The 21,668-nt window shown below is 61.0% G+C and carries 20 protein-coding genes; 15 read left to right on the top strand and 5 right to left on the bottom strand.

All coding sequences use genetic code 11. The features are described from left to right. Positions 1 to 33 precede the first annotated feature (33 nt). Entirely contained in the window at positions 34 to 459 is a 426-nt protein-coding gene (locus KGB23_RS00195) for a DUF2269 domain-containing protein (protein ID WP_223429469.1), read from the top strand. 118 nt (positions 460 to 577) lie between these two features. On the opposite strand, the gene KGB23_RS00190 is transcribed toward KGB23_RS00195, so the two are convergent. Beyond that, a complete protein-coding gene (locus tag KGB23_RS00190; protein WP_223429468.1) occupies positions 578 to 1,234 on the bottom strand; it encodes an HAD family hydrolase in 657 nt (218 codons plus the stop codon). Positions 1,235 to 1,377: 143 nt separating this feature from the next. On the opposite strand from KGB23_RS00190, the gene KGB23_RS00185 reads away from it, so the two are divergent. Beyond that, complete coding sequence (locus KGB23_RS00185; RefSeq protein WP_008150514.1) at positions 1,378 to 1,857, top strand: RNA pyrophosphohydrolase; 480 nt, start codon at positions 1,378 to 1,380, stop codon at positions 1,855 to 1,857. 22 nt (positions 1,858 to 1,879) lie between these two features. Further along, a complete protein-coding gene (gene ptsP / locus KGB23_RS00180; protein ID WP_150659037.1) occupies positions 1,880 to 4,159 on the top strand; it encodes a phosphoenolpyruvate--protein phosphotransferase in 2,280 nt (759 codons plus the stop codon). Positions 4,160 to 4,369: 210 nt separating this feature from the next. Here ptsP and KGB23_RS00175 read toward each other — a convergent pair whose 3' ends face one another. After that, on the bottom strand, positions 4,370 to 5,116 hold the full coding sequence (locus KGB23_RS00175; protein WP_223429467.1) for an NRDE family protein: 747 nt from the start codon (positions 5,114 to 5,116) through the stop codon (positions 4,370 to 4,372). Between the two features lie 120 nt (positions 5,117 to 5,236). Between KGB23_RS00175 and KGB23_RS00170 the strand changes: the two genes are divergently transcribed. The 3 genes from KGB23_RS00170 (at position 5,237) to KGB23_RS00160 (ending at position 7,929) form a co-directional block, all read left to right on the top strand. Further along, the gene (locus tag KGB23_RS00170; RefSeq protein WP_033060544.1) at positions 5,237 to 6,019 is read left to right on the top strand and encodes a sulfite exporter TauE/SafE family protein; all 783 of its coding nucleotides are present in this window, start codon (positions 5,237 to 5,239) and stop codon (positions 6,017 to 6,019) included. An 83-nt stretch (positions 6,020 to 6,102) separates the two neighbouring features. Next, positions 6,103 to 6,909 (top strand): prolipoprotein diacylglyceryl transferase, encoded by an 807-nt coding sequence (lgt, locus tag KGB23_RS00165; protein WP_150659035.1) that lies wholly within the window; start codon positions 6,103 to 6,105, stop codon positions 6,907 to 6,909. A gap of 48 nt (positions 6,910 to 6,957) precedes the next feature. Continuing rightward, the gene (locus KGB23_RS00160) at positions 6,958 to 7,929 is read left to right on the top strand and encodes a thymidylate synthase (protein WP_223429466.1); all 972 of its coding nucleotides are present in this window, start codon (positions 6,958 to 6,960) and stop codon (positions 7,927 to 7,929) included. A gap of 124 nt (positions 7,930 to 8,053) precedes the next feature. On the opposite strand, the gene cadR is transcribed toward KGB23_RS00160, so the two are convergent. Further along, a complete protein-coding gene (cadR, locus tag KGB23_RS00155; RefSeq protein WP_056738877.1) occupies positions 8,054 to 8,503 on the bottom strand; it encodes a Cd(II)/Pb(II)-responsive transcriptional regulator in 450 nt (149 codons plus the stop codon). Between the two features lie 85 nt (positions 8,504 to 8,588). On the opposite strand from cadR, the gene KGB23_RS00150 reads away from it, so the two are divergent. The 9 genes from KGB23_RS00150 to KGB23_RS00110 all read left to right on the top strand — a co-directional run bounded on the left by KGB23_RS00150 (position 8,589) and on the right by KGB23_RS00110 (position 18,781). After that, a complete protein-coding gene (locus tag KGB23_RS00150) occupies positions 8,589 to 10,853 on the top strand; it encodes a heavy metal translocating P-type ATPase (protein WP_223429465.1) in 2,265 nt (754 codons plus the stop codon). A gap of 16 nt (positions 10,854 to 10,869) precedes the next feature. Further along, complete coding sequence (locus KGB23_RS00145) at positions 10,870 to 11,733, top strand: LysR family transcriptional regulator (RefSeq protein ID WP_223429464.1); 864 nt, start codon at positions 10,870 to 10,872, stop codon at positions 11,731 to 11,733. A 240-nt stretch (positions 11,734 to 11,973) separates the two neighbouring features. Continuing rightward, entirely contained in the window at positions 11,974 to 13,050 is a 1,077-nt protein-coding gene (locus tag KGB23_RS00140; protein WP_095127046.1) for a putative 2-aminoethylphosphonate ABC transporter ATP-binding protein, read from the top strand. Next, positions 13,050 to 14,774, top strand: a complete 1,725-nt coding sequence (locus tag KGB23_RS00135; RefSeq protein WP_223429463.1) for a putative 2-aminoethylphosphonate ABC transporter permease subunit — start codon at positions 13,050 to 13,052, stop codon at positions 14,772 to 14,774. The genes KGB23_RS00140 and KGB23_RS00135 overlap by 1 nt, the downstream gene beginning before the upstream one ends. Before the next feature lie 51 nt (positions 14,775 to 14,825). After that, complete coding sequence (locus tag KGB23_RS00130) at positions 14,826 to 15,851, top strand: putative 2-aminoethylphosphonate ABC transporter substrate-binding protein (RefSeq protein WP_150659029.1); 1,026 nt, start codon at positions 14,826 to 14,828, stop codon at positions 15,849 to 15,851. Between the two features lie 137 nt (positions 15,852 to 15,988). Then, positions 15,989 to 17,122 (top strand): TIGR03364 family FAD-dependent oxidoreductase, encoded by a 1,134-nt coding sequence (locus tag KGB23_RS00125; RefSeq protein ID WP_223429462.1) that lies wholly within the window; start codon positions 15,989 to 15,991, stop codon positions 17,120 to 17,122. Further along, positions 17,122 to 17,721, top strand: coding sequence for a phosphonate degradation HD-domain oxygenase (locus KGB23_RS00120; RefSeq protein ID WP_223429461.1), 600 nt, complete (start codon positions 17,122 to 17,124; stop codon positions 17,719 to 17,721). Before KGB23_RS00125 ends, KGB23_RS00120 begins: the two co-directional genes overlap by 1 nt. A 95-nt stretch (positions 17,722 to 17,816) precedes the next feature. After that, positions 17,817 to 18,350, top strand: a complete 534-nt coding sequence (locus KGB23_RS00115) for a hypothetical protein (RefSeq protein ID WP_223429460.1) — start codon at positions 17,817 to 17,819, stop codon at positions 18,348 to 18,350. A 23-nt stretch (positions 18,351 to 18,373) separates the two neighbouring features. After that, entirely contained in the window at positions 18,374 to 18,781 is a 408-nt protein-coding gene (locus KGB23_RS00110) for a hypothetical protein (RefSeq protein ID WP_223429610.1), read from the top strand. A gap of 123 nt (positions 18,782 to 18,904) precedes the next feature. Here KGB23_RS00110 and KGB23_RS00105 read toward each other — a convergent pair whose 3' ends face one another. Together KGB23_RS00105 and KGB23_RS00100 are read right to left on the bottom strand one after the other, a co-directional pair. Continuing rightward, positions 18,905 to 20,281, bottom strand: coding sequence for a GTPase/DUF3482 domain-containing protein (locus KGB23_RS00105; protein WP_223429459.1), 1,377 nt, complete (start codon positions 20,279 to 20,281; stop codon positions 18,905 to 18,907). Then, positions 20,274 to 21,653, bottom strand: coding sequence for a DUF2868 domain-containing protein (locus tag KGB23_RS00100; protein WP_223429458.1), 1,380 nt, complete (start codon positions 21,651 to 21,653; stop codon positions 20,274 to 20,276). The genes KGB23_RS00105 and KGB23_RS00100 overlap by 8 nt, the downstream gene beginning before the upstream one ends. Positions 21,654 to 21,668 lie beyond the last annotated feature (15 nt).

Genomic DNA, 21,668 nt, shown 5'->3' with positions numbered 1-21,668 from the left:
ACGCTGATGGCCAGACCATAAGGAAATCGAACAATGGAAACGTTAACCGCCCTGAAAGTCGCTCATATGGTGGCGACGGTGTTGCTGCTGGTCAGCGCACTGGGTCTGGCGATCTGGGTCTGGCGCACGCGCCGTAATGGTGACGCAACGGCTCACGCGCGTACGTTGCAGCGGTCGCGGGTGTTTATCTGGCTGGTCATGGGGCTGGCGCTGCTGAGCATGCCGTTTACCGGCTGGTGGATGGTGCATCTGGTGGGCTGGCCGCTGGGGCAGACGTGGTTGCTGGCGTCCAGCGTGCTTTACACCGTCGCGGCGTTGGGCTGGTTCTGGTTGCTGGTGCGGCTTAACAAGTTGCGCACTGTTCCGGGTGGCAACGGCAAGTTCACTTTCGCCCTCGCACTGTTCAGCTTCGTTTGTTTTATCGCCATTGCGGGGTTGATGGGCGCCAAGCCGGTTTAGCGCGGAATCTTTAGCAGCTGCCGAGGTACGAGGCTGCGTTGCGTGTCCGCAGGACCGCCCCCGGGGGCGCTGCGCAGCCCAACGCAGCCTCGTACCTCGGCAGCTGCTACAGGCGATATCAGTCGCGCAGAGACATCACCGGCCAGCCACGCTTCTCGGCTTCGGCGCGCAAATTCGGGTCCGGATCGACTGCAACCGGATGCGTCACCCGCTCCAGCAGCGGAAAATCATTCATCGAGTCGCTGTAGAAATAGCTGTCCTCCAACGAATACCCGGTCTCTTCCAGCCAGCGATTCAACCGCGTCACCTTGCCTTCACGGAAGCACGGGACGTCGGTGCTGCGCCCGGTGTAGCGGCCATCAACCATTTCACATTCCGTGGCGATCAGGGTTTCGACGCCCAGACGCTGGGCAATCGGCCCGGTAACAAAACGGTTGGTCGCGGTGATGATCACCAGTTTGTCTCCGGCCTCGCGGTGCTTGGCCAGCAGTTCGAGACCCTTGGGCAACACGATCGGCTCAATGCAATCGCGCATGTAATCCAGATGCCATTGATCCAGCGTGGCCATCTCGGTGCGGCCGAGGACTTCCAGGCAAAAGTTCAGGTAGGCATCGTTATCCAGCTTGCCGGCCAGGTAATCCTGATAGAACTCATCGTTGCGCGCCTTGTAGGCGACGGCGTCGAGGAAGCCGCGTTCGCACAGGTAATCGCCCCAGGCGTGGTCACTGTCACCGCCCAAGAGCGTGTTGTCCAAGTCGAATAAAGCCAGCCGCATTGCAGTTACTCGCTGAAAAGTCTGTAGAAAGGCGTCCAGAATACGGACTTTTCACAAGAGTGCACATAAGGTAGACCGGCTCGTTGCTGCTATCACAACCTTTGTGGAACAATGCGGCGACATGCGTTTGCGAGGTTGTTGCCGTGATCGACCCCGATGGTTTCCGCCCCAATGTCGGGATCATTCTCACGAATGATGCCGGACAGGTGCTATGGGCTCGCCGTATCAATCAAGATGCCTGGCAGTTTCCACAGGGCGGGATCAACCCCCAGGAGACGCCGGAAGACGCCTTGTATCGCGAGTTGAACGAAGAAGTGGGTCTTGAGCGCGAAGATGTTGAAATTCTCGCCTGCACCCGGGGCTGGTTGCGCTATCGTTTGCCGCAACGTCTGGTCCGCACGCACAGCCAACCGCTGTGCATCGGCCAGAAACAGAAATGGTTTCTCCTGCGCCTGGTCTCCAACGAGCAGCGGGTGCGGATGGATTTGACCGGTAAACCGGAATTCGATGGCTGGCGCTGGGTCAGTTATTGGTATCCGTTGGGCCAGGTGGTGACATTCAAGCGCGAAGTGTATCGACGCGCTCTCAAAGAGCTTGCCCCGCGCCTTTTATCGCGCGACTGACGACGGAGTTCGACCCCGAGCCATGCTCAATACGCTGCGCAAGATCGTCCAGGAAGTTAACTCCGCCAAGGATCTCAAGGCGGCGTTGGGGATTATTGTGTTGCGCGTCAAAGAGGCCATGGGCAGCCAGGTCTGCTCGGTCTATCTGCTTGACCCTGAGACCAACCGCTTCGTGCTGATGGCCACCGAGGGCTTGAACAAGCGCTCGATCGGCAAAGTCAGCATGGCACCCAACGAAGGTCTGGTTGGCCTGGTCGGCACGCGTGAAGAACCCCTGAACCTCGAAAATGCCGCGGATCACCCGCGCTACCGCTACTTCGCCGAGACCGGTGAAGAGCGCTACGCCTCATTCCTCGGGGCGCCGATCATTCACCACCGCCGCGTCGTCGGCGTGTTGGTCATTCAGCAAAAAGAACGTCGGCAGTTCGATGAGGGTGAAGAAGCCTTCCTCGTGACCATGAGCGCGCAGCTTGCCGGCGTTATCGCCCACGCCGAAGCCACCGGTTCGATCCGGGGCCTGGGGCGTCAGGGCAAGGGCATTCAGGAAGCCAAGTTCATCGGCGTACCGGGTTCGCCGGGTGCGGCGGTCGGTACTGCGGTGGTCATGCTGCCGCCGGCCGATCTGGATGTGGTGCCCGACAAGACCATCACCGACATCACCGCCGAACTTGGGTTGTTCAAGACCGCCATCGAAGGCGTGCGCGCCGACATGCGCGCCTTGTCGGCCAAGCTGGCGAACCAGTTGCGCCCGGAAGAGCGCGCGCTGTTCGATGTCTACTTGATGATGCTCGACGATGCCTCGCTCGGCAGCGAAATCACCACCGTGATCAAGACCGGTCAGTGGGCCCAGGGCGCGTTGCGTCAGGTGGTTACCGAACACGTCAACCGTTTCGAATTGATGGACGACGCCTACCTGCGTGAGCGCGCCTCCGACGTCAAAGACCTTGGTCGGCGCTTGCTGGCTTATCTGCAGGAAGAGCGTCAACAGACCCTGGTTTACCCCGACAACACCATCCTGATCAGCGAAGAACTGACGCCGGCAATGCTCGGCGAGGTGCCGGAAGGCAAGCTGGTCGGTCTGGTGTCGGTACTCGGTTCCGGCAACTCCCACGTGGCGATCCTGGCGCGAGCCATGGGTATCCCGACGGTGATGGGCCTGGTCGACCTGCCGTATTCCAAGGTCGACGGCATCCAGATGATCGTCGATGGCTACCACGGCGAGGTCTACACCAACCCCAGCGAAGTGTTGCGCAAGCAGTTCGCCGAAGTGGTCGAGGAAGAGAAGCAACTGGCCCTCGGGCTGGATGCACTGCGGGACTTGCCGTGCGTGACCCTCGATGGCCACCGCATGCCGCTGTGGGTCAACACCGGCCTGCTGGCGGATGTGGCGCGGGCGCAGAAGCGTGGCGCTGAGGGTGTTGGTCTGTACCGCACCGAAGTGCCGTTCATGATCAACCAGCGTTTCCCGAGTGAAAAAGAGCAACTGGCGATCTATCGCGAGCAGCTCGCCGCGTTCCACCCGCAACCGGTGACCATGCGCAGCCTGGACATCGGCGGCGACAAGTCGCTGTCGTACTTCCCGATCAAGGAAGACAACCCGTTCCTCGGCTGGCGCGGTATTCGCGTCACCCTCGACCACCCGGAAATCTTCCTGGTCCAGACCCGCGCCATGCTCAAGGCCAGCGAAGGCTTGAACAATCTGCGGATCCTGCTGCCGATGATCTCCGGCACCCACGAGCTGGAAGAAGCCCTGCACCTGATTCACCGGGCCTGGGGCGAAGTCCGCGACGAAGGCTGCGACGTGCCTATGCCGCCGATCGGCGTGATGATCGAAATTCCGGCGGCGGTTTATCAAACCAAGGAACTGGCGCGGCAAGTGGACTTCCTGTCGGTTGGCTCCAACGACCTGACCCAGTACCTGTTGGCGGTGGATCGAAACAACCCGCGGGTAGCCGACCTCTACGACTACCTGCACCCAGCGGTGCTGCAAGCCCTTCAGAGCGTGGTGCGTGATGCTCATGCCGAAGGCAAGCCAGTGAGTATCTGCGGTGAGATGGCCGGTGACCCGGCGGCGGCGGTGCTGTTGATGGCGATGGGCTTCGACAGCCTGTCGATGAACGCCACCAACTTGCCGAAAGTGAAGTGGATGTTGCGTCAGATCAACCTGAGCAAGGCCAGGGAATTGCTCGCCGAGCTGATGACCATCGACAACCCGCAAGTTATCCACAGCTCGCTGCAACTGGCGCTGAAGAACCTTGGGTTGGCGCGGATGATTAATCCGGCTTCGGCGAAGACCCTCTAAACCTGCGGTGGATTCAGAAGCCACCCCTCACCCCAGCCCTCTCCCCAGGGGGGAGAGGGGGGAAAGGGAGCCGATCTCCATGCTGTTCAAACCCTGAGTTCGACTCAATTTCCTCGGTCGCAAAATATCAAAAAAACAACTCGGTCAGTCCCCTCTACCCCCTGGGGAGAGGGTTAGGGTGAGGGGTGGTTCCAACTGACACCTCACAATCTAAACCCGCACCTCTACCTCCCCCAAATGCCCGCCATACGGTCCAAAACTCCGCTCAACCATCCACCGCGTCCCATCCGCCTGAACAATCAACGCCGTACTCGCTCGCGTCCCATAAGTCGGACTGGCAATAAACACACTCGACAGCAACGTCTCGGTCGCCAACCCGACCCCGGTATCCGGCAGTTCGGCAAATGGCGCCGTCTGCGGATCATTCAGCAACGCTAATAAAGCCTGGGGTTGCGGATCGTCCAGCACCTCCTCCAGCGCTGCCCGTGCCTTGAGCAGTTTCGGCCACGGCGTATCCAGCCCCGCATTCGACAAACCATAAACTCCCGGTGGCAGCATCACCGGCTCAGTCTCCCGGGCATTGAAGTGCCACAGTTCGTTGGCATTGCCGACCAGCAGGTTAAATCCGGCATATTCCAGCGAACGTCCGACAACGTCCGCCAAGTAGTCATCTATCGACATGTCGCCGGTCAGGAATCGCGCCACCAGTTCACCTCGCGACTTGCGTGCGGGCGGCTGATGCGGATCGCGGATGTTGGTGAGCGCGGCGAAGCGCCCATTGGCGCCAACACCGAGCCAGGTGCCTCCCGCCTCCAGATCGCGACCGGCATGGACGTGCGGTGCTTCGGGCCATTGCGCCAGAGGCAGGCTGGGCCGGGCATAGAATTCGTCGCGGTTGGCCGCCACGATCAGCGGCTGGGCGTGACCCGGTCGCCAGGCGAAAACAATCAGGCACATAAGGTAGTCCTTGTGTGTTTTCTGCCCACTCTACTCAGTCATCGTGTGGGTATCCATCGCCATCCAGTGGAGCTTGAGGCCATGCATCCGTTACCATGCCGCTCTCATTTGGGGATGCGCATGGAATTTCTGCTCTATCTGGCGCTCGGCGCCTGTGCAGGTGTGCTGGCCGGGCTGTTCGGGGTCGGCGGCGGGATCATTATCGTTCCGGTGCTGGTTTACAGTTTCAAGCTGCAAGGGTTCGATCCGTCGATCCTCACGCACCTGGCGGTCGGCACGTCCCTGGCGACAATCATATTTACCTCGGTCAATGCGATTCGCGAACATCACCGTCGCGGTGCTGTGCGTTGGCCGATTTTTGCCTGGATGACCCTCGGTATTCTCATTGGTGCCGGTTTCGGCGCGCTGACGGCTGAAGCGATCTCCGGGCCCAACCTGCAGAAAATCATTGGTGTCTTCGCCTTGGTCATCGCCGCGCAACTGGCGCTGGATTTCAAACCCAAGGCCAGCCGAACGGTGCCGGGTAAAGTCGGTCTGACCGTGGCCGGCAGTGTGATTGGCTGGGCCTCGGCGATTTTTGGGATTGGCGGTGGCTCGCTGACGGTGCCGTTCCTGACCTGGCGCAGCGTACCGATGCAGCAAGCGGTGGCGACTTCATCCGCCTGCGGCCTGCCGATTGCCTTGTCCAGTGCATTATTTTTCATGATTCTGGGCTGGCACGATCCATTGCTGCCGGCCCATAGTCTCGGTTTTGTTTATTTGCCGGCGTTGCTGGGGATCGCCCTGACCAGCATGTTCTTCGCCCGCCTCGGTGCACGACTGGCCCACAGCCTGTCGCCGAAGTTGCTGAAGAGACTGTTCGCCGCTTTGCTGTTCTGCGTGGGCCTGAACTTCTTGCTCTGACGTGTACCGCAATCCTGACTTAATCCTGACGTGACAGCGTCGCCCGGGAATTTTGAAAGTTTCAACTCTAACAAGGAGTCGCAATGCTGCCTTACCCGCAGATCGACCCGGTGGCATTGGCCATCGGTCCGCTGAAAATCCACTGGTACGGCTTGATGTACCTGATCGGCATCGGCGGCGCCTGGCTGCTGGCATCGCGCCGGTTGAACCGCTTCGACCCGACCTGGAGTAAAGAGAAACTCTCCGACATGGTGTTCTGGATGTCGATGGGGGTCATTCTCGGCGGCCGCTTGGGCTATGTGCTGTTCTATGATCTGAGTGCTTACCTCGCCAACCCGCTGTTGATCTTTGAAGTGTGGAAGGGCGGCATGTCGTTCCACGGCGGGTTCATCGGCGTGATGTTGGCCGCGTTGTGGTTCGGTAAAAAGAACGGCAAGTCGTTCTTCCAGCTGATGGACTTCGTCGCACCGATGGTGCCGATCGGTCTGGGCGCCGGACGTATCGGCAACTTCATCAACGCCGAGTTGTGGGGCAAGGCCACCGATGTGCCGTGGGCGATGGTCTTCCCGACCGATCCGGCGCAACTGGCGCGTCACCCGTCGCAGCTGTACCAGTTCGCCCTCGAAGGCGTGGCGCTGTTCGCCATTCTCTGGTTGTTCTCGCGCAAGCCACGGCCGACCATGGCGGTGTCCGGGATGTTCGCGCTGTTCTATGGCATCTTCCGTTTCATCGTCGAATTCGTCCGCGTGCCGGACGCGCAACTGGGCTATCTGGCCTGGAACTGGCTGACCATGGGTCAGGTACTGTGCGTACCGATGATCGTCGGCGGTCTGTACCTGATCTGGCTGGCGTATCACCGTGCACCGGCGGCTCCGGCGGCGGCCGTATAAATTCGAACCCCGGGGCGACGGTCCCGGGTTCAAGGACACAGGTAACTCATGAAGCAATATCTCGAACTGGTCGCCCACGTCATCAAGAGCGGCACCAAACAGGCCAACCGCACCGGCGTGAACACCATCAGCTTCCCTGGCGCGATGCTGCGGTATGACCTGAAGGAAGGTTTCCCGGCGATCACCACGCGCAAGATGGCCTTCAAATCGGCCATCGGCGAGATGTGTGGTTTTCTGCGCGGGGTGAACAACGCCGCCGAATTCCGTGCGCTGGGCTGCAAGGTCTGGGATCAGAACGCCAACGAAAACGCCCAGTGGCTGGCCAACCCGTTCCGTCAGGGCGAAGACGACCTCGGCGAGATCTACGGCGTGCAATGGCGCAAATGGCCGGCGTACAAGCAGATCCCGGTCAGCAACCAGGCCGCCATCGAGCAGACCCTGAGCCAAGGTTATCGTCAGATTGCTGAAGGCGAAGAAAACGGTCAGGCCTACGTGGTGCTGTACAAGGCGATCGACCAGATCCGCCAGTGCGTCGACACCATCATCAAAGACCCGGGCAGCCGCCGCATCCTGTTCCACGGCTGGAACGTCGCCCAGCTCGACGAAATGGCCCTGCCGCCGTGCCACTTGCTGTACCAGTTCCACCCGAATGTCGAGACCAAGGAAATCTCCCTGACCCTCTACATCCGCTCCAACGACCTGGGCCTGGGCACGCCGTTCAACCTCACCGAAGGCGCCGCACTGCTGAGCCTGATCGGTCGCCTGACCGGCTACACGCCGCGCTGGTTCACCTATTTCATCGGTGATGCCCACGTCTATGAAAACCATTTGGACATGCTGAATGAACAGCTCAAGCGCGAGCCGTTCCCGATGCCGAAACTGGTGATTAGTGATCGTGTGCCGGAGTTTGCCAAGACCGGTGTGTATCAGCCGGAGTGGCTGGAGTTGATCGAGCCGAGCGATTTCTCGCTGGAAGGCTACGAGCACCACGCCCCAATGACCGCGCCGATGGCGGTCTAGCCCTCAACACCGACCAAATGTGGGAGCGGGCTTGCTCGCGAAGAGGGAGTGTCAGTCGACAGAGATGTTGTCTGACACACCGCATTCACGAGCAAGCCCGCTCCCACAGGGTTTTGTGGCGTTCTTAATGCCCGTGACTGCGGCCAACATGGGAATGCTCAACCTCCGTCGCCACAACCCCGCCGCTGACCTCCAACCGCTGCAAAATCCCGCACTGATCAATATCCGGCCCTTCGCTGCAACGTTGGCGCAGGTCGAGCAGTTGTGTCTGCAACGCCATCAACCCATCGATCCGCGCCTTGACGTGATGAATGTGTTCGTCGATTAGCGCATTCACGCTTTCGCACTGATCCTGCGGACTGTCGCGCAGGGCCAGCAGGCTGCGGATTTCTTCCAGTGTCATGTCGAGGGTGCGGCAGTTGCGGATGAAAGTCAGGCGCTCGGCATGAGCCTGGGTGTAGACGCGGTAGTTGCCGTCGCTGCGGGCCGGCTCCGGCAGCAGGTTTTCGCGCTCGTAGTAGCGGATGGTTTCCACGGCGCAGTCAGTGAGTTTGGCCAGTTCTCCGATTTTCATGACGGCAATCTCCAAATAGGTGCTTGACCCTATAGTGGCTACAGGGTCTTTACTTGGCAACAGGCACCTTTCCGGACGCGACCCAATGAGCGATTCCCTTCACACGCACAAACCCGAAGACGGGCATGATCACGATCACAAGCTGCAGCCTGTGCAGAAGAAGCATGACCACGGCGGCCATGGGGATTCCTGCTGTTCCTCAAAAGTGGCGGCGCCGTCGCTGATCAGACTCAGCGAAACCCCAACGGCTGGCGCGCGGCTGAGCAGTTTCCGCATCGACGCCATGGATTGCCCGACCGAGCAGACGCTGATCGAGAACAAACTCGGCAAACTCGTGGGCGTGCAGCAACTGGAATTCAACCTCATCAACCGCGTGTTGGGCGTCACCCATGACTTGCCGAGCACCGCGCCGATCATCGACGCCATCAAGTCCCTCGGCATGCAGGCCGAGCCGCTGGAGCAGGGCGCTGAACCGTCAGCACCGGTCCCCGAGAAAAAGCCCTGGTGGCCCTTGGCTCTGTCCGGTATCGGCGCACTCGCCGCCGAAGTGATCCACTTCACCAGCGCCGCGCCGAACTGGGTTGTGGCGGTCATTGCGTTGATCTCGATCCTCAGCGGCGGCCTCGGCACCTATAAAAAGGGCTGGATCGCGCTTAAAAACCTCAACCTGAACATCAACGCGCTGATGAGCATCGCGGTGACCGGCGCGATCCTTATCGGCCAGTGGCCGGAAGCGGCGATGGTGATGTTCCTGTTCACCGTGGCCGAGTTGATCGAGGCCAAGTCTCTGGACCGGGCGCGCAACGCCATCGGCGGCCTGATGCAGATGACCCCGGAACAGGCCACAGTGCAGCAGGCCGACGGTCGTTGGATCGCTCAGGACGTTAAAACCATCGAGCTGGGCGCACGTGTTCGAGTGCGTCCCGGTGAGCGGATTGGTCTGGACGGTGAAGTGGTTTCGGGCAGTTCAACCATCGATCAGGCGCCGATCACCGGTGAAAGCCTGCCGGTTGAGAAGACTGTCGGTGACAAAGTCTTCGCCGGCACCATCAACCAGGCCGGTTCCCTGGAGTACTCGGTAACCGCAGAGGCCAACAACTCGACCCTGGCGCGAATCATCCACGCCGTGGAACAGGCCCAGGGCGCGCGGGCGCCGACCCAGCGTTTCGTCGACAGTTTCTCGAAAATCTATACGCCCGCAGTGTTTATCCTCGCGCTCGCAGTGGCGGTGATTCCGCCACTGTTTATGGGCGCGTTGTGGTTCGACTGGATCTACCGGGCGCTGGTGTTGTTGGTAGTTGCGTGCCCATGTGCGCTGGTAATTTCTACGCCAGTGACCATCGTCAGCGGCCTCGCAGCGGCGGCGCGCAAAGGCATTCTGGTGAAGGGCGGCGTCTATCTGGAGGGCGGTTACAAGCTCGATTACCTGGCCTTGGACAAGACCGGCACGATCACGCACGGCAAACCGGTGCAGACCGATTACCTGTCGCTTGATCCAAACGCTGACGCATCAGCTCCGGCGATTGCGGCAGCGCTGGCCGGTCGCTCTGATCACCCGGTGTCGTTGGCCATCGCCAACGCGGCTGTGGATAAACAACTCGCACCGCTGACTGTGGATAACTTTGAGGCGCTGGCCGGTCGCGGTGTGCGCGGCGAAATTAACGGTCAGGTTTACCACTTGGGTAATCACCGTTTAGTGGAAGAACTGAACCTGTGCTCACCCGAACTGGAGGAAAAGCTGTTCGCGCTGGAGAAACAGGGCAAGTCCGTGGTGCTGCTGCTCGACAAATCCGGCCCGCTGGCGCTGTTCGCCGTGGCCGACACCGTGAAAGAGTCCAGCCGCGAGGCGATCCAGCAACTGCACGAGCTGGGCATCAAAACCCTGATGCTCACCGGTGACAACGTCCACACCGCTCAGGCGATTGCCGCGCAAGTCGGCATCGACGAGGCAAAGGGCGATCTGCTGCCGACCGACAAACTGCAAGCCATCGACGCCCTTTATGCACGGGGCCATAACGTCGGCATGGTCGGCGACGGCATCAACGATGCTCCGGCGCTGGCGCGAGCCGAGATCGGTTTTGCCATGGCGGCGGCGGGCACCGATACCGCCATTGAGACCGCCGATGTCGCCCTGATGGACGATGATCTGCGCAAGATTCCGACCTTCATCCGGCTGTCCCGGCAAACCTCGAGCATCCTCAAACAGAACATTGCCCTGGCATTGGTCATCAAAGCGATCTTTCTTGGGGTAACCTTCGCCGGGATCGCCACCATGTGGATGGCGGTGTTCGCCGACATGGGCGTGAGCCTGTTGGTGGTGTTCAACGGTTTGCGCCTGTTGCGCAAATAAGCGATGAGGAAAGGGTGTGCTGAGTGCCGAGCTGAAGGCGTTTTACATGGTGGCCCGCTTGGGCAGCATCACTTTGGCGGCGAAAAAACTCGGTCTGAGCCAACCCACGGTGACCACGCAGATTCGCAATCTGGAAAGTCAGTACTCGGTTGAATTGTTCTACCGTGGCGGCCGCCGCCTCAGCGTCAGCGATGAAGGCGCGCGGTTGCTGCCGATGGTCAAGGCGCTGTTGCAGCAGGAAGCCGACATTGAGTTTTTCCTGCGTAACAGCGGTCAGGTCCAAGGCACGTTGCGCATCGCCGCTACCGCTCCGTACTACATCCTCGATCTGGTGAAGACCTTTCGCGAGCGCTTGCCGCAGGTGGAAGTGTCGGTGGAAATCGGCAACTCCCAGCAGGTGCTTGAAGCGCTGGAGGATTACCGGGTCGATATCGCTGCGTCTTCGCAGTTACTGGAGGATGCGCGGCTGATTCGCCGGGTGCTCGGCAGCGATCCGCTGGTGCTGGCGGTGCATCGCAATCATCCGCTGGCGGTCCACGAGCATGTTCCTCTGAGTGCATTGGCCGGGCATACGCTATTGATGCGCGAGTCGGGCTCGACCACTCGACGTCTGACCGAGGAATTGCTGGCCAGCGCCGGGGTGAGTTTCGGGCCGCTACTGGAGATTGGCAGCCGTGAGTCGATCCGTGAGGCGGTGCTGCGCAACATCGGCATCAGCATCATTGCCCGTCAGGAAGTGCCGCATGATCCGCAACTGCGCGTGCTGACCATCGAGAATGCGCCGCAGATTCCCGAGTATTTGTACTGCCTCAAGGAGCGAAAAGGCGCGCGGCTGCCGGCGGCGTTTCTGGGGTTGGCGCAGGAAATGGCCCCCGCATAGATCCCTGTGGCGAGGGAGCTTGCTCCCGCTGGACTGCGCAGCAGGCCCCTTCTTTTCAGGTAGAGAGAGGGGCCGCTTCGCAGCCCAACGGGAGCAAGCTCCCTCGCCACAGGTTATTCATTGTTCGTTCCATCCAACCAAAATCCCTGAATACCACTATCAGCCGTTTTTGCCTCACTGCCACATGACGGACGCATTACAAGTCCAGGATGGCCTTCATCTGCTTGATGAGGTCTGTCCATGAACCACTCGATCGCAACTGCCCTGACCAACCCCGGCGCCCCGATGAAAGTGCGTGGCGTGCAGAAACGCTTCGGCGCCTTCACCGCGCTGGATAACGTTTCCCTCGACGTGGCGGCCGGCGAACTGGTGTGTTTGCTCGGTCCGTCGGGCTGCGGAAAAACCACCTTGCTGCGCTGCATCGCCGGTCTTGAGAAGCAGGACAGCGGCGAGTTGTACCTCGGCGATCGCGACGTTTCCCACCTGGCGCCTCAGGCTCGGGACTATGGCATTCTGTTTCAGTCCTACGCGCTGTTTCCCAATCTCACCGTCGAAGCGAACATCGCCTACGGCCTCGCCGGCAGTGGTCGCGATGAAGTGCGCAAGCGTGTCGGTCAGATGCTGGAACTGGTCGGCCTGATCGGCAGTGAGAAAAAGTACCCCGGCCAATTGTCCGGCGGCCAACAGCAGCGCGTCGCACTGGCTCGGGCCTTGGCGCCGGCGCCTTCGTTGCTGCTGCTGGACGAACCGATGTCGGCGCTCGACGCCCGGGTCCGCGAGCATCTGTGCACCGAATTGCGCCAACTGCAGCGCAACCTCGGCATCACCACCCTCATGGTCACGCACAATCAGGACGAAGCCATGCTGATGGCCGACCGGATCGCCGTGATGAACAACGGCAAGGTCGAGCAATACGCTACGCCGCAGGAAATCTACGACCGCCCGGCCACACCGTTTGTGGCGGAATTCGTCGGTCAGGGCAACTGGCTGCCATTCCAGCGCAGCAGCGACAGCCATGCCCAGGTCGGCGGTATGAACATGCGCCTGGCCGACGGCAGCGCCAAAACCGCGTCCGGACGTTTGTTCTGCCGCCCGGAAGCGATCAACGTCAACCCGCCCGTGCACGAAGAAAACCTGTTCCCGGCCAAGGTTCGCGAAATCACCTTCCTCGGCAACCGCTGCCGTATGAGCTTTGAACTCGACCAACTGCCAGGCCACGCATTGCTGGCCGAGCTCGCGCCGGAAGCCATGCCACGCCTCGGCGCGCAACAGATCATGGTCGCCTTGCCACCACGCAGCCTGCAGGTGTTTGCCTGATGAGCGCGAACCTCGCGCTGCCGATACCGCACAAGCAGGTTCGGCAGACCTCCCGTGCCGAAATCGGCGATCGGGTGTTCGTGGTCGGAGGCAAAGTCCTTTTGCTGGTGTTGCTCGGCGTTGCGGTACTGATGCCGTTGCTGGCGATCTTCTGGCGCGGCTTCAGCTCGGAAGCCGGGCAGGGCGGCGGTCTGGTGGCCGCCCGTGAACTGGTGACCAGTGCCAATTTCCATTGGTTGCTGGGCAACAGCCTGAAGGTTTCCCTCAGCGTCGCAGCGATTGTCGTACCGCTGGCCTACCTGTTTGCCTACGCGCTGCAACGCACATTGATTCCAGGCAAAGGCATTTGGCGCGGCATGTCGCTGTTGCCGCTGATGGCGCCGTCGATGTTGCCGGGTATTGCGCTGGTTTATCTGTTCGGCAACCAAGGCATGCTGCGCGGTTTGCTCTCGGACAATATCTACGGCTTCTGGGGCATTGTTCTGGGCGAGGTCATCTACACCTTCCCACACGCGTTGATGATTTTACTGTCGGCGCTGTCCCTGGCGGATGCGCGACTCTTCGATGCTGCCTCCAGCATGGGCGCGAGTCCGGCGAAGGCCTTTCGCAGCATCACTTGGCCGGCAACGCGTCAGGCTGTGTTCGCGGCGTTCTGCCTGGTGTTCACCTTGACCATCACCGACTTCGGCGTGCCCGTGGTGGTCGGTGGCGATTATCAGGTGCTGGCGCTGGAAGCCTACAAAGCCGTGGTTGGCCAGCAACAGTTCGGTCGCGGCGCGTTGATCGGCATGGTCCTGCTGCTGCCAGCGCTGTTCAGCTTCGGGGTCGACGCCTGGTTGCGTCGCCGTCACGGCGACTCCATGAGCGGCCGGGCGCAGGTCTTTCAACCGGCGCCGTCGAAACTGCGGGACGGTTGCTACCTGGCCATCGTGCTGCTGATCTGCGCGGTGTTGCTGCTGGTGTTCGGCATGGCGGTGTATTCGTCGCTGGTGAAATTCTGGCCGTACAACCTGTCGCTGTCGCTCAATCATTACCAGTTCAACGACACGGCGGGCGGTGGCTGGCTGGCCTACGGCAACAGCGTGAAGATGGCGTTGTGCACGGCGCTGATCGGCAGCGTGCTGATCTTCACCGGCGCGTACCTGATGGAAAAAACCAAGGGTCAGCGCGGGCTGAATCTGACACTGCGCATGCTCAGTTTCGTACCGATGGCGGTGCCGGGTCTGGTGCTGGGCCTGGGTTACGTCTTCTTCTTCAACCTCACCGGCAACCCGCTGCATGTGCTCTACGGGACCATGACCCTGCTGGTGGTCTGCACCATTGCTCACTATTTGACCACCGCGCAAATGACCGCCACCACCGCGCTGCGCCAACTCGATGCCGAATTCGAAGCCGCTGCGCTGTCGCTCAAGGCGCCGCTGTATCGGCATTACCTGCGCGTCACCGTGCCGATCTGTCTGCCGGCGCTGCTGGACATCGTGCGCTACCTGTTCGTCTCGGCCATGACCACCGTTTCGGCGGCGATCTTCCTCTACAGCCCCGACACCATCCTCGCGGCGGTGGCGGTGCTGAACATGGACGATGCCGGCAACGTCGGCGGCGCGGCGGCGATGTCGACTTTGATTCTGTTCACCTCGGCGGGCGTGTCCCTGCTGCTGGCCTGGGCGTCGCGCGGTTTGTTGCGCCGCTCCCAGGCCTGGCGGCAGACCGCGCCAGGCAATTGATTCGCTGCTCCTAAAACAGAAAGCCCCTCAACTCAAAAACAGGAAAAGATCATGTTCAAGCCCCTGGCCCTGGCCGCTGCTGTCCTCACCGCTTTCAGCCTGAACGCCTTCGCGGCGAAAACCGAGTTGACGGTGTACACCGCCCTCGAAGCCGAACAACTGAAGACCTATAAAGAGGCTTTCGAAAAGGCCAACCCGGACGTCGAGATCAAGTGGGTGCGCGATTCCACCGGCATCATCACCGCCAAACTGCTGGCTGAAAAAGCCCGTCCGCAGGCTGACGCAGTCTGGGGCCTGGCGGCTTCAAGCCTGGCGATCCTCGATCAGCAAGGCATGCTGCAAAGCTACGCGCCGAAGGACCTGGGCAAGATCGGCGGCAACTACCGCGACGCCGCCAACCCGCCAGCCTGGGTCGGCATGGACGTCTGGGCCGCGACCATTTGCTTCAACACCGTCGAAGCCGAAAAGCAGGGCCTGAGCAAACCCGTTAGCTGGCAGGACCTGACCAAGCCTGAGTACAAAGGCAAGATCGTGATGCCGAACCCGGCCTCGTCCGGTACCGGTTTCCTTGACGTCAGTGCCTGGCTGCAAACCTTCGGCGAGAAGCAGGGCTGGCAGTACATGGACGACCTGCACCAGAACATCGGCCAGTACGTTCACTCCGGTTCCAAGCCGTGCAAATTAGCGGCGGCCGGTGAATTCCCGATCGGCATTTCCTTTGAATACCCGGCCGTTCAGCTGAAACGCCAAGGCGCGCCGCTGGACATCATCCTGCCGAAAGAAGGTCTGGGCTGGGAGATCGAAGCGACTGCTGTGATCAAGGGCACGCCGCACGAAGAGGCCGCGAAGAAACTGGCTGACTTCTCTGCCAGTCCAGCGGCGATGGAGCTTTATAAAGAGAACTTCGCCGTGCTCGCGCAACCGGGTATTGCCAAGCCGCAGACTGAATTGCCGGCGGATTATGAGCAGCGATTGATCAAGAACGACTTCGCCTGGGCGTCGAAGAATCGCGACGAAATCCTGACCGAGTGGCGCAAACGCTATGACGGCAAGTCCGAGAAAGTGGCTGCCAAGTAACTGACTCACACCTTGTGGCGAGGGAGCTTGCTCCCGCTGGACTGCGCAGCAGGCCCCTTCTTTTCAGATAGAGAGGGGGGCCGCTACGCGCCCCAGCGGGAGCAAGCTCCCTCGCCACAAAAAGCGGGATTATCTTCATGACACACAACAACGACATGCTGATCGTCGGCGCCGGCATTCTCGGCCTGTCCCACGCTTACGCCGCTGCCAGGCGCGGTCTGAAAGTCACCGTTTTCGAACGCAGCGAAACGCCTTTAGGCGCATCGGTACGCAACTTCGGTCAGGCACTGGTAACAGGCCAGCCACCGGGCCCGATGCTGGAGCTGGCCAAAGCCAGTCGCGAAATATGGGGCCAATGGGCGCAACTCGCCGGCTTGCAGCTCAAGCGCAACGGCTCGTACCTGTTTGCCCGCACCGAAGCCGAAGAACACCTGCTGGAAGCCTTCTGCGCCGGTCGCGCCGTGGAACACGGTTACCGCGTCGACCTGCTGCGCGGCGCTGCATTGCGCGATTTGTACCGCGGCCAATTCAGCCATCACCGCGCCGCGTTGCACGGCATGGACGATCAGCAACTGTATTCCCGCGAAGCGATTCCAGCGCTGATCGACTACCTGCGCCGCGAACTCGGCGTCGCGTTTCACTTCTCCACCTTGGCGCGCGACATCGAGCCCGGCCGCTTGCACAGCACCGCCGGATCCTTCAGCGCCGAACAGATCATCGTCTGTTCCGGCCACGATTATCAGACGCTGCTGGCCGAGCCGATCGCCGAACTCAACCCGCAAATCTGCCGCCTGCAAATGCTCCGCGCTCGACCGCAAATCAACCTCAACCTGCAACACGCGTTGCTCACCGGTTTGAGCTGCGTGCACTACGGCGCCTTCGCCGATCTGCCGGAAGCGGCGGCGGTGCAGGCGCAGATTCTGCGAGACGAACCGCACCTGCATGAAAACGGCATTCACCTGCTGATCAGCCCAACACCTTATGGCGAATTGATCATCGGCGACTCACACCATTACGGCAGCGACCCGTCGCCGTTCAACGCCGAGCAGGTGGACAACTGGATGATTGAGCTCGCGGAACACACCCTGGGCTGCAAGGTGCAAGTGGTGGAACGCTGGCAGGGTGTCTATGGTTCTCGTGGACCGGGGCCGTTCTCGTTCCTTCGGCCGATGCCGGGTGTGAGCGTGGCACTGATGCATACCGGTGTCGGCATGAGCGTCGGGCCGGCGATGGCTGAACGTAATGTAGCGGCGTTGTTGGGAGAGCGTTGATGGACCGCAATGAGCAAGTGATCGCCGAGGTATTCGCGCTGTACGAGCGCTTTGGCGACAGCGATTACATCGGCGAGCCGGTGTCGCAGATCGAGCACATGTCCCAGGCCGCCGAACTGGCCATGGCCGAGGGTTTCGATGATGAAGTGGTGCTGGCCGCGTTCTTCCATGACATCGGGCATATCTGCGCAGAGAGCGCCGAGAACATGGGCGGCTTCGGCGTGGTCAGTCACGAGCGGTTAGGCGCGGATTATTTGCGCCGCGCAGGTTTCAGCGAACGCATGGCGCGGCTGGTGGAACATCACGTTCAGGCCAAGCGTTACCTGACGCTGAAAGAGCCTGGGTACTACGAGCGCTTGAGTGAAGCCAGTCGCCGCACGCTGGAGTATCAGGGCGGTGTGATGACGGTTGGCGAGGCTGAGGCGTTCGAGCGCGATCCGTTATGTGGGGTCAGTTTGCGCATGCGTCAGTGGGATGAACAAGCCAAGGAGATGAATGTGCCGCTGATTGATCTTGAAGTGCTGAAGGTGAAAGCAGCGGCGCTACTGGTCCAGGGGGAATGCCCTTCGTTCACTGATCACTCTACGGGCAATGTTTAGCGAAATTCCCTACCCCTCGCGGCGAATTGGCGCCATGGCGCGCAACGCGGTGGAGTCGTTAGTGTTTGAGCTTCTTTAATTGGCAAGGAATGCTCATGCGCTATTTGAAAGTCACCGTTCAGGATCGAATCGGCAACGGCCTGGCAGACTCTGTGTTACTGCAGTTCTATGAATCTGCTTGTACGCCAGGCGAAGATGTTCTGGTCAACAAAGCCTTTGCTCTGGATTTCGACGCCGATGGCAACGTCGATTACAAAATGGGCGATGTCACTAATGACGGCAGGGAAAACAGTGTGGACCAGCGTCTGCTGAAAACCTTCGCCAATGCCTGTCTCAAACTCAACTGGTTCAATCCCGGTGCTTCCACAAAACGCTATCTGAAGATCTTCGCCGAGGATTTTGCCGAAGATGGCAGCCCGGATACCGTGCGTTTGCATTTTCACGAAGGCAACGGGAAACCGACCGACAAGACGTTGACCCGCACTGCGGCTGCCTACGACACGGATAACAACGGCACACTGGACTGGTCGATCCACTTTGATGTGGATAACGATGGCGATATTGATGCACTGGACCGTGGTTTGGTGTCGTTGCTGAGCGCCACTTACCTGAAGTTCAAATGGAAGTGAGCGCGAGGACGCGTTACTTGAAAGTGATCGCCCAAGCGCCGATCGGTCAAGGGCAGGATGGAATCGTGCGTTACCGGTTTTCTGAAAGTGATCATTTACAGCGTGAGGCAACGGACGCTGAACTTCGGTGGCTCAAGACCTTCGGCAAGACGTATTTGAAGTGTGCCTGGTACAACGAGGGGCAAGGCGAGGAGCGCCACTTACGGATCTTCTCGGAAAATCCAGGCGGTGATGGCACGCCGGAAACAGTGCGACTGCATTTTCATGCAGGGCAGACGATTGCCTATAAAGCAGCTGCCCGTGATCTTGATAATGATGGGGATTTTGAGCTGATATTGAGTTCGGATGTGGACAACGACGGGCGTGCTGATCGCACGGATCGGCGACGAGTCGCGTCGCTGGTGCGAGAATTTTTGAAGCTCGGCTGGTAGCTGACGCAGCGAGACCGAGGCGCTGCCTTCGCGAGCAGGCTCGCTCCCACAGACGAACGCATTTCAATGTGGGAGCGAGCTTGCTCGCGATGGGGCCAGCCCAAACACCTCAGTCACCAAGGTTTACAGCTGCTGCGCCAGCACCTCCACCTGCTCCTGTCGCTCCGCCTGATTCAACTTCGGATGCGCATTGAGCGACGACCACTGTGGATGCGCTCGGGCCTTGTTCAACGGTTCGGGCAGTTTACCTTCGCGCCAGGTCTTGTCCTGGGGCTTGGCCACCTGAATGCTGTCCATCGCCGCATGCCCGCGCTGGTTCAGGGCTTGCAGCAGTTGCCGCTGACGCAATGCCAATAGCCGCAGCACGCTGTCATCGACGGTCAGCTCTCGCTGGCCTTTGATCTTGCCCAGCAAGCGGCTGCCATAACTGCGCGCGGTTTGCAGGGCGCCGCCGGCAATTGCGCCGGCGAGTGCCGCTGCGCCAAGGGTCAGCCCGCCCACCAACAAATCGACCCCGGCCCCGGCTGCCGCGCCGGCCGCGATACCGCCACCGACTCGCACGCCGAGCTGTTTCAGGGTTTCCGGGTTGAACAGGTCGTCACCCCAGCGGCCATCGAGCAGTGGCAGATCACTGGCCGCCGCGTCCTGTGGACGGAAGGCGTAGAGCTTGAGCAGCGCTTCGACGCAGCGTTGTTCCCGTTGTCGAACCGCTTTGCGCAGTTCATTGATGGCCTGCTGTTCTTGCTCGGCTTCGCTGACCACGCTGCGCCGGCACGCGGCGCAGTCGATCAGTAATTCTGCAATCAGCCGCGCCGCACTCTGTTGCCGGGCCTGGCGTTGGGCTTGTTGATCGGCGATCAGGCGTTCCAGTTGCGGGCGGGCGTTTTCCAGCAACAGCGCGAGGCTCTCATAGAGTCGCCGTTCGCCATCTTCCGGCGGCGCAACGCTGTCGAAACGCACCAGTGCATGCAAGCCGAGGCGTGCCAACGCTTCGCGCCAATCCGGCTCGCGGTGGTTGGCGCTGCTGACAAAATTCAATACTGGCAGCAGCGGTTTGCCGCAGCTGGCCAACACTTCCAGTTCGTCGTGGTACTTGGCCAGCACCGGTTCCCGGGCGTCGATCACGTAGAGACCGGCGTCGCAGGTCAGCAGTTGCCGCAGCACCTTGGCTTCCTGTTCGAAACGCTGCCGGGCTTCGCTGCCCTCAAGAAAGCGCGCCAGACGCGCCGGACCGTCCAGGCGTTCACCCGGTCGTTCCAGACGTTCGAGGTAGTCGAGCAGGGCGATCGCGTCTTCCAGGCCGGGGGTGTCGTAGAGGTCGAGCAAAGGCTCGCCATCTACCGACAACCGCGCGCCTTCGACGTGTCGTGTGGTGCTCGGGCGATGAGACACCTCACCGAAACCGACATCGCGGGTCAGGGTGCGCAGTAATGAGGTTTTACCGACGTTGGTGTGGCCGACTACCGCGAGCTTCAAGGGCGCTTTCCATGGATTAGTCATGACCGCTCTCCAGCCAGTTCAATGGCGCGCAATCGGCGAACGGCAAGTCCAGCTGCTGCAACGCCACGTGCCAGTCGCCCAGCCGTTCGGCATCCAGCGCTTCGCCCGGCGGTGCTTGCAGCAGCCAGACGCGGGTGGCGCTGGCGCTGCGAGCCAGTTCGGCGATCAGTGCCAGACTGCCGCGGTCCGGCGAACGTCGCGGATCGCAAGCGATGGCCAGACGGGCCGGGGGGAAGCGGCTCAGCTGTTCGAGGAGTTTGTGCCGCGATTCGCGACTGTCGAGAATCCCGGCGTTGCCCACGGTTTTCGGTAATTGCGGCGGCCAGGGGCGTTGATCGTCCAGCTCGATGGCGACCAACAACGCGCCATCGCTTTGCAGGTCGCTGACTCCGCTTTCAATACGATGCAATTGCTCTGGCGCAGCGTCGCTGATGCCCAGGCGTTCACTGGTCGGCATCAACCGTTCGCGCAGTTGGGCATAACCGGGCAGGTTCAAATCCAGACGTAATGCCGCTTGCCCGATTTTCCAGCGCCACAGGCAAAACAGCGCCAGCGACAGTCGCGGCAAAACGCCGTAGGCCACCAGCACGCCGACCAGCCATGTTGCCCAGGCCTGACGGGCGCTTTCGATGTTCAGCGCGGCATCGCCGCTGGCGCGGATCATCTCCACCGTCGGTACGTTGAAACCAAGCATGGCCGGCAGGGCACCGAGGGCCTGGGTCATGGCGACGAAGGTGTCGCCGCCCAGGAGCGTGGTTTCCCAGACGAAGCCGTAACGCCGGGTCGCCATCAGCATCAACAGCATCACCAGCGCACTGAGCATCGCCAACAACCACAAACCGTTGACCAGTACACCGACCGCCCAGCGATTGAGTTTCTGTCGTTGCAGCAAGAGCAGCAGGGCCGGCGCCAGTTGTGCGGCTTTGGCATCGCGAGCGAGTTTTTCGCTGAGCCATAACCATAAGCGGCCGAGGGTGGTGCCGTGTTCGCCAGCGAAGACCAGGCCCAATGCCCAGCTCAGCAACAGAATCAGGTTGAGGCCGAGCAGGCTGCCCAAGGCCCAGAACACATTCACCGGAGTTTGTCCGTCGCCCAACGCGGCAAACGCCAGACCGGCGCCGCTGGCGACGGCGAGAACAGCCAGCACCAACAGTGCCAGCCGCGCACCTTGCAGCCAATGTTTGAGGGCGCTGGTCAGTCCATCGCGGTCCGCCAGCCACAGGGCGCGGCGTTGAATGCGTGTCGGCAGATCGCCGCCCGCGCTGCGGGCCAGTCGGTTGGCTTCCAGATCATCCAGGGGGCCGGCGTGTTCTTCACGCAGGCGCACCGTCTCGGTCAGCCAGAGGTTTTGCAGTGGAGTCAGTTCAGTCACGCGGCATCCCGTCGC

Origin of the sequence: Pseudomonas sp. GL-B-26 (assembly GCF_019947405.1) — a bacterium.
In the GTDB taxonomy this organism is placed as follows: Bacteria; Pseudomonadota; Gammaproteobacteria; order Pseudomonadales; family Pseudomonadaceae; genus Aquipseudomonas.
This window is presented reverse-complemented; position numbering and strand designations above follow the sequence as displayed.

Coding starts and splice junctions, on each gene's coding strand:
- lgt (WP_150659035.1), top strand. CDS start 6,103: ATGCTGCCTTACCCGCAGATCGACCCGGTGGCATTGGCCATCGGTCCG.
- KGB23_RS00150 (WP_223429465.1), top strand. CDS start 8,589: ATGAGCGATTCCCTTCACACGCACAAACCCGAAGACGGGCATGATCAC.
- KGB23_RS00160 (WP_223429466.1), top strand. CDS start 6,958: ATGAAGCAATATCTCGAACTGGTCGCCCACGTCATCAAGAGCGGCACC.
- cadR (WP_056738877.1), bottom strand. CDS start 8,503: ATGAAAATCGGAGAACTGGCCAAACTCACTGACTGCGCCGTGGAAACC.
- KGB23_RS00140 (WP_095127046.1), top strand. CDS start 11,974: ATGAACCACTCGATCGCAACTGCCCTGACCAACCCCGGCGCCCCGATG.
- KGB23_RS00135 (WP_223429463.1), top strand. CDS start 13,050: ATGAGCGCGAACCTCGCGCTGCCGATACCGCACAAGCAGGTTCGGCAG.
- KGB23_RS00130 (WP_150659029.1), top strand. CDS start 14,826: ATGTTCAAGCCCCTGGCCCTGGCCGCTGCTGTCCTCACCGCTTTCAGC.
- KGB23_RS00195 (WP_223429469.1), top strand. CDS start 34: ATGGAAACGTTAACCGCCCTGAAAGTCGCTCATATGGTGGCGACGGTG.
- KGB23_RS00120 (WP_223429461.1), top strand. CDS start 17,122: ATGGACCGCAATGAGCAAGTGATCGCCGAGGTATTCGCGCTGTACGAG.
- KGB23_RS00190 (WP_223429468.1), bottom strand. CDS start 1,234: ATGCGGCTGGCTTTATTCGACTTGGACAACACGCTCTTGGGCGGTGAC.
- KGB23_RS00105 (WP_223429459.1), bottom strand. CDS start 20,281: ATGACTAATCCATGGAAAGCGCCCTTGAAGCTCGCGGTAGTCGGCCAC.
- KGB23_RS00170 (WP_033060544.1), top strand. CDS start 5,237: ATGGAATTTCTGCTCTATCTGGCGCTCGGCGCCTGTGCAGGTGTGCTG.
- KGB23_RS00125 (WP_223429462.1), top strand. CDS start 15,989: ATGACACACAACAACGACATGCTGATCGTCGGCGCCGGCATTCTCGGC.
- KGB23_RS00115 (WP_223429460.1), top strand. CDS start 17,817: ATGCGCTATTTGAAAGTCACCGTTCAGGATCGAATCGGCAACGGCCTG.
- ptsP (WP_150659037.1), top strand. CDS start 1,880: ATGCTCAATACGCTGCGCAAGATCGTCCAGGAAGTTAACTCCGCCAAG.
- KGB23_RS00175 (WP_223429467.1), bottom strand. CDS start 5,116: ATGTGCCTGATTGTTTTCGCCTGGCGACCGGGTCACGCCCAGCCGCTG.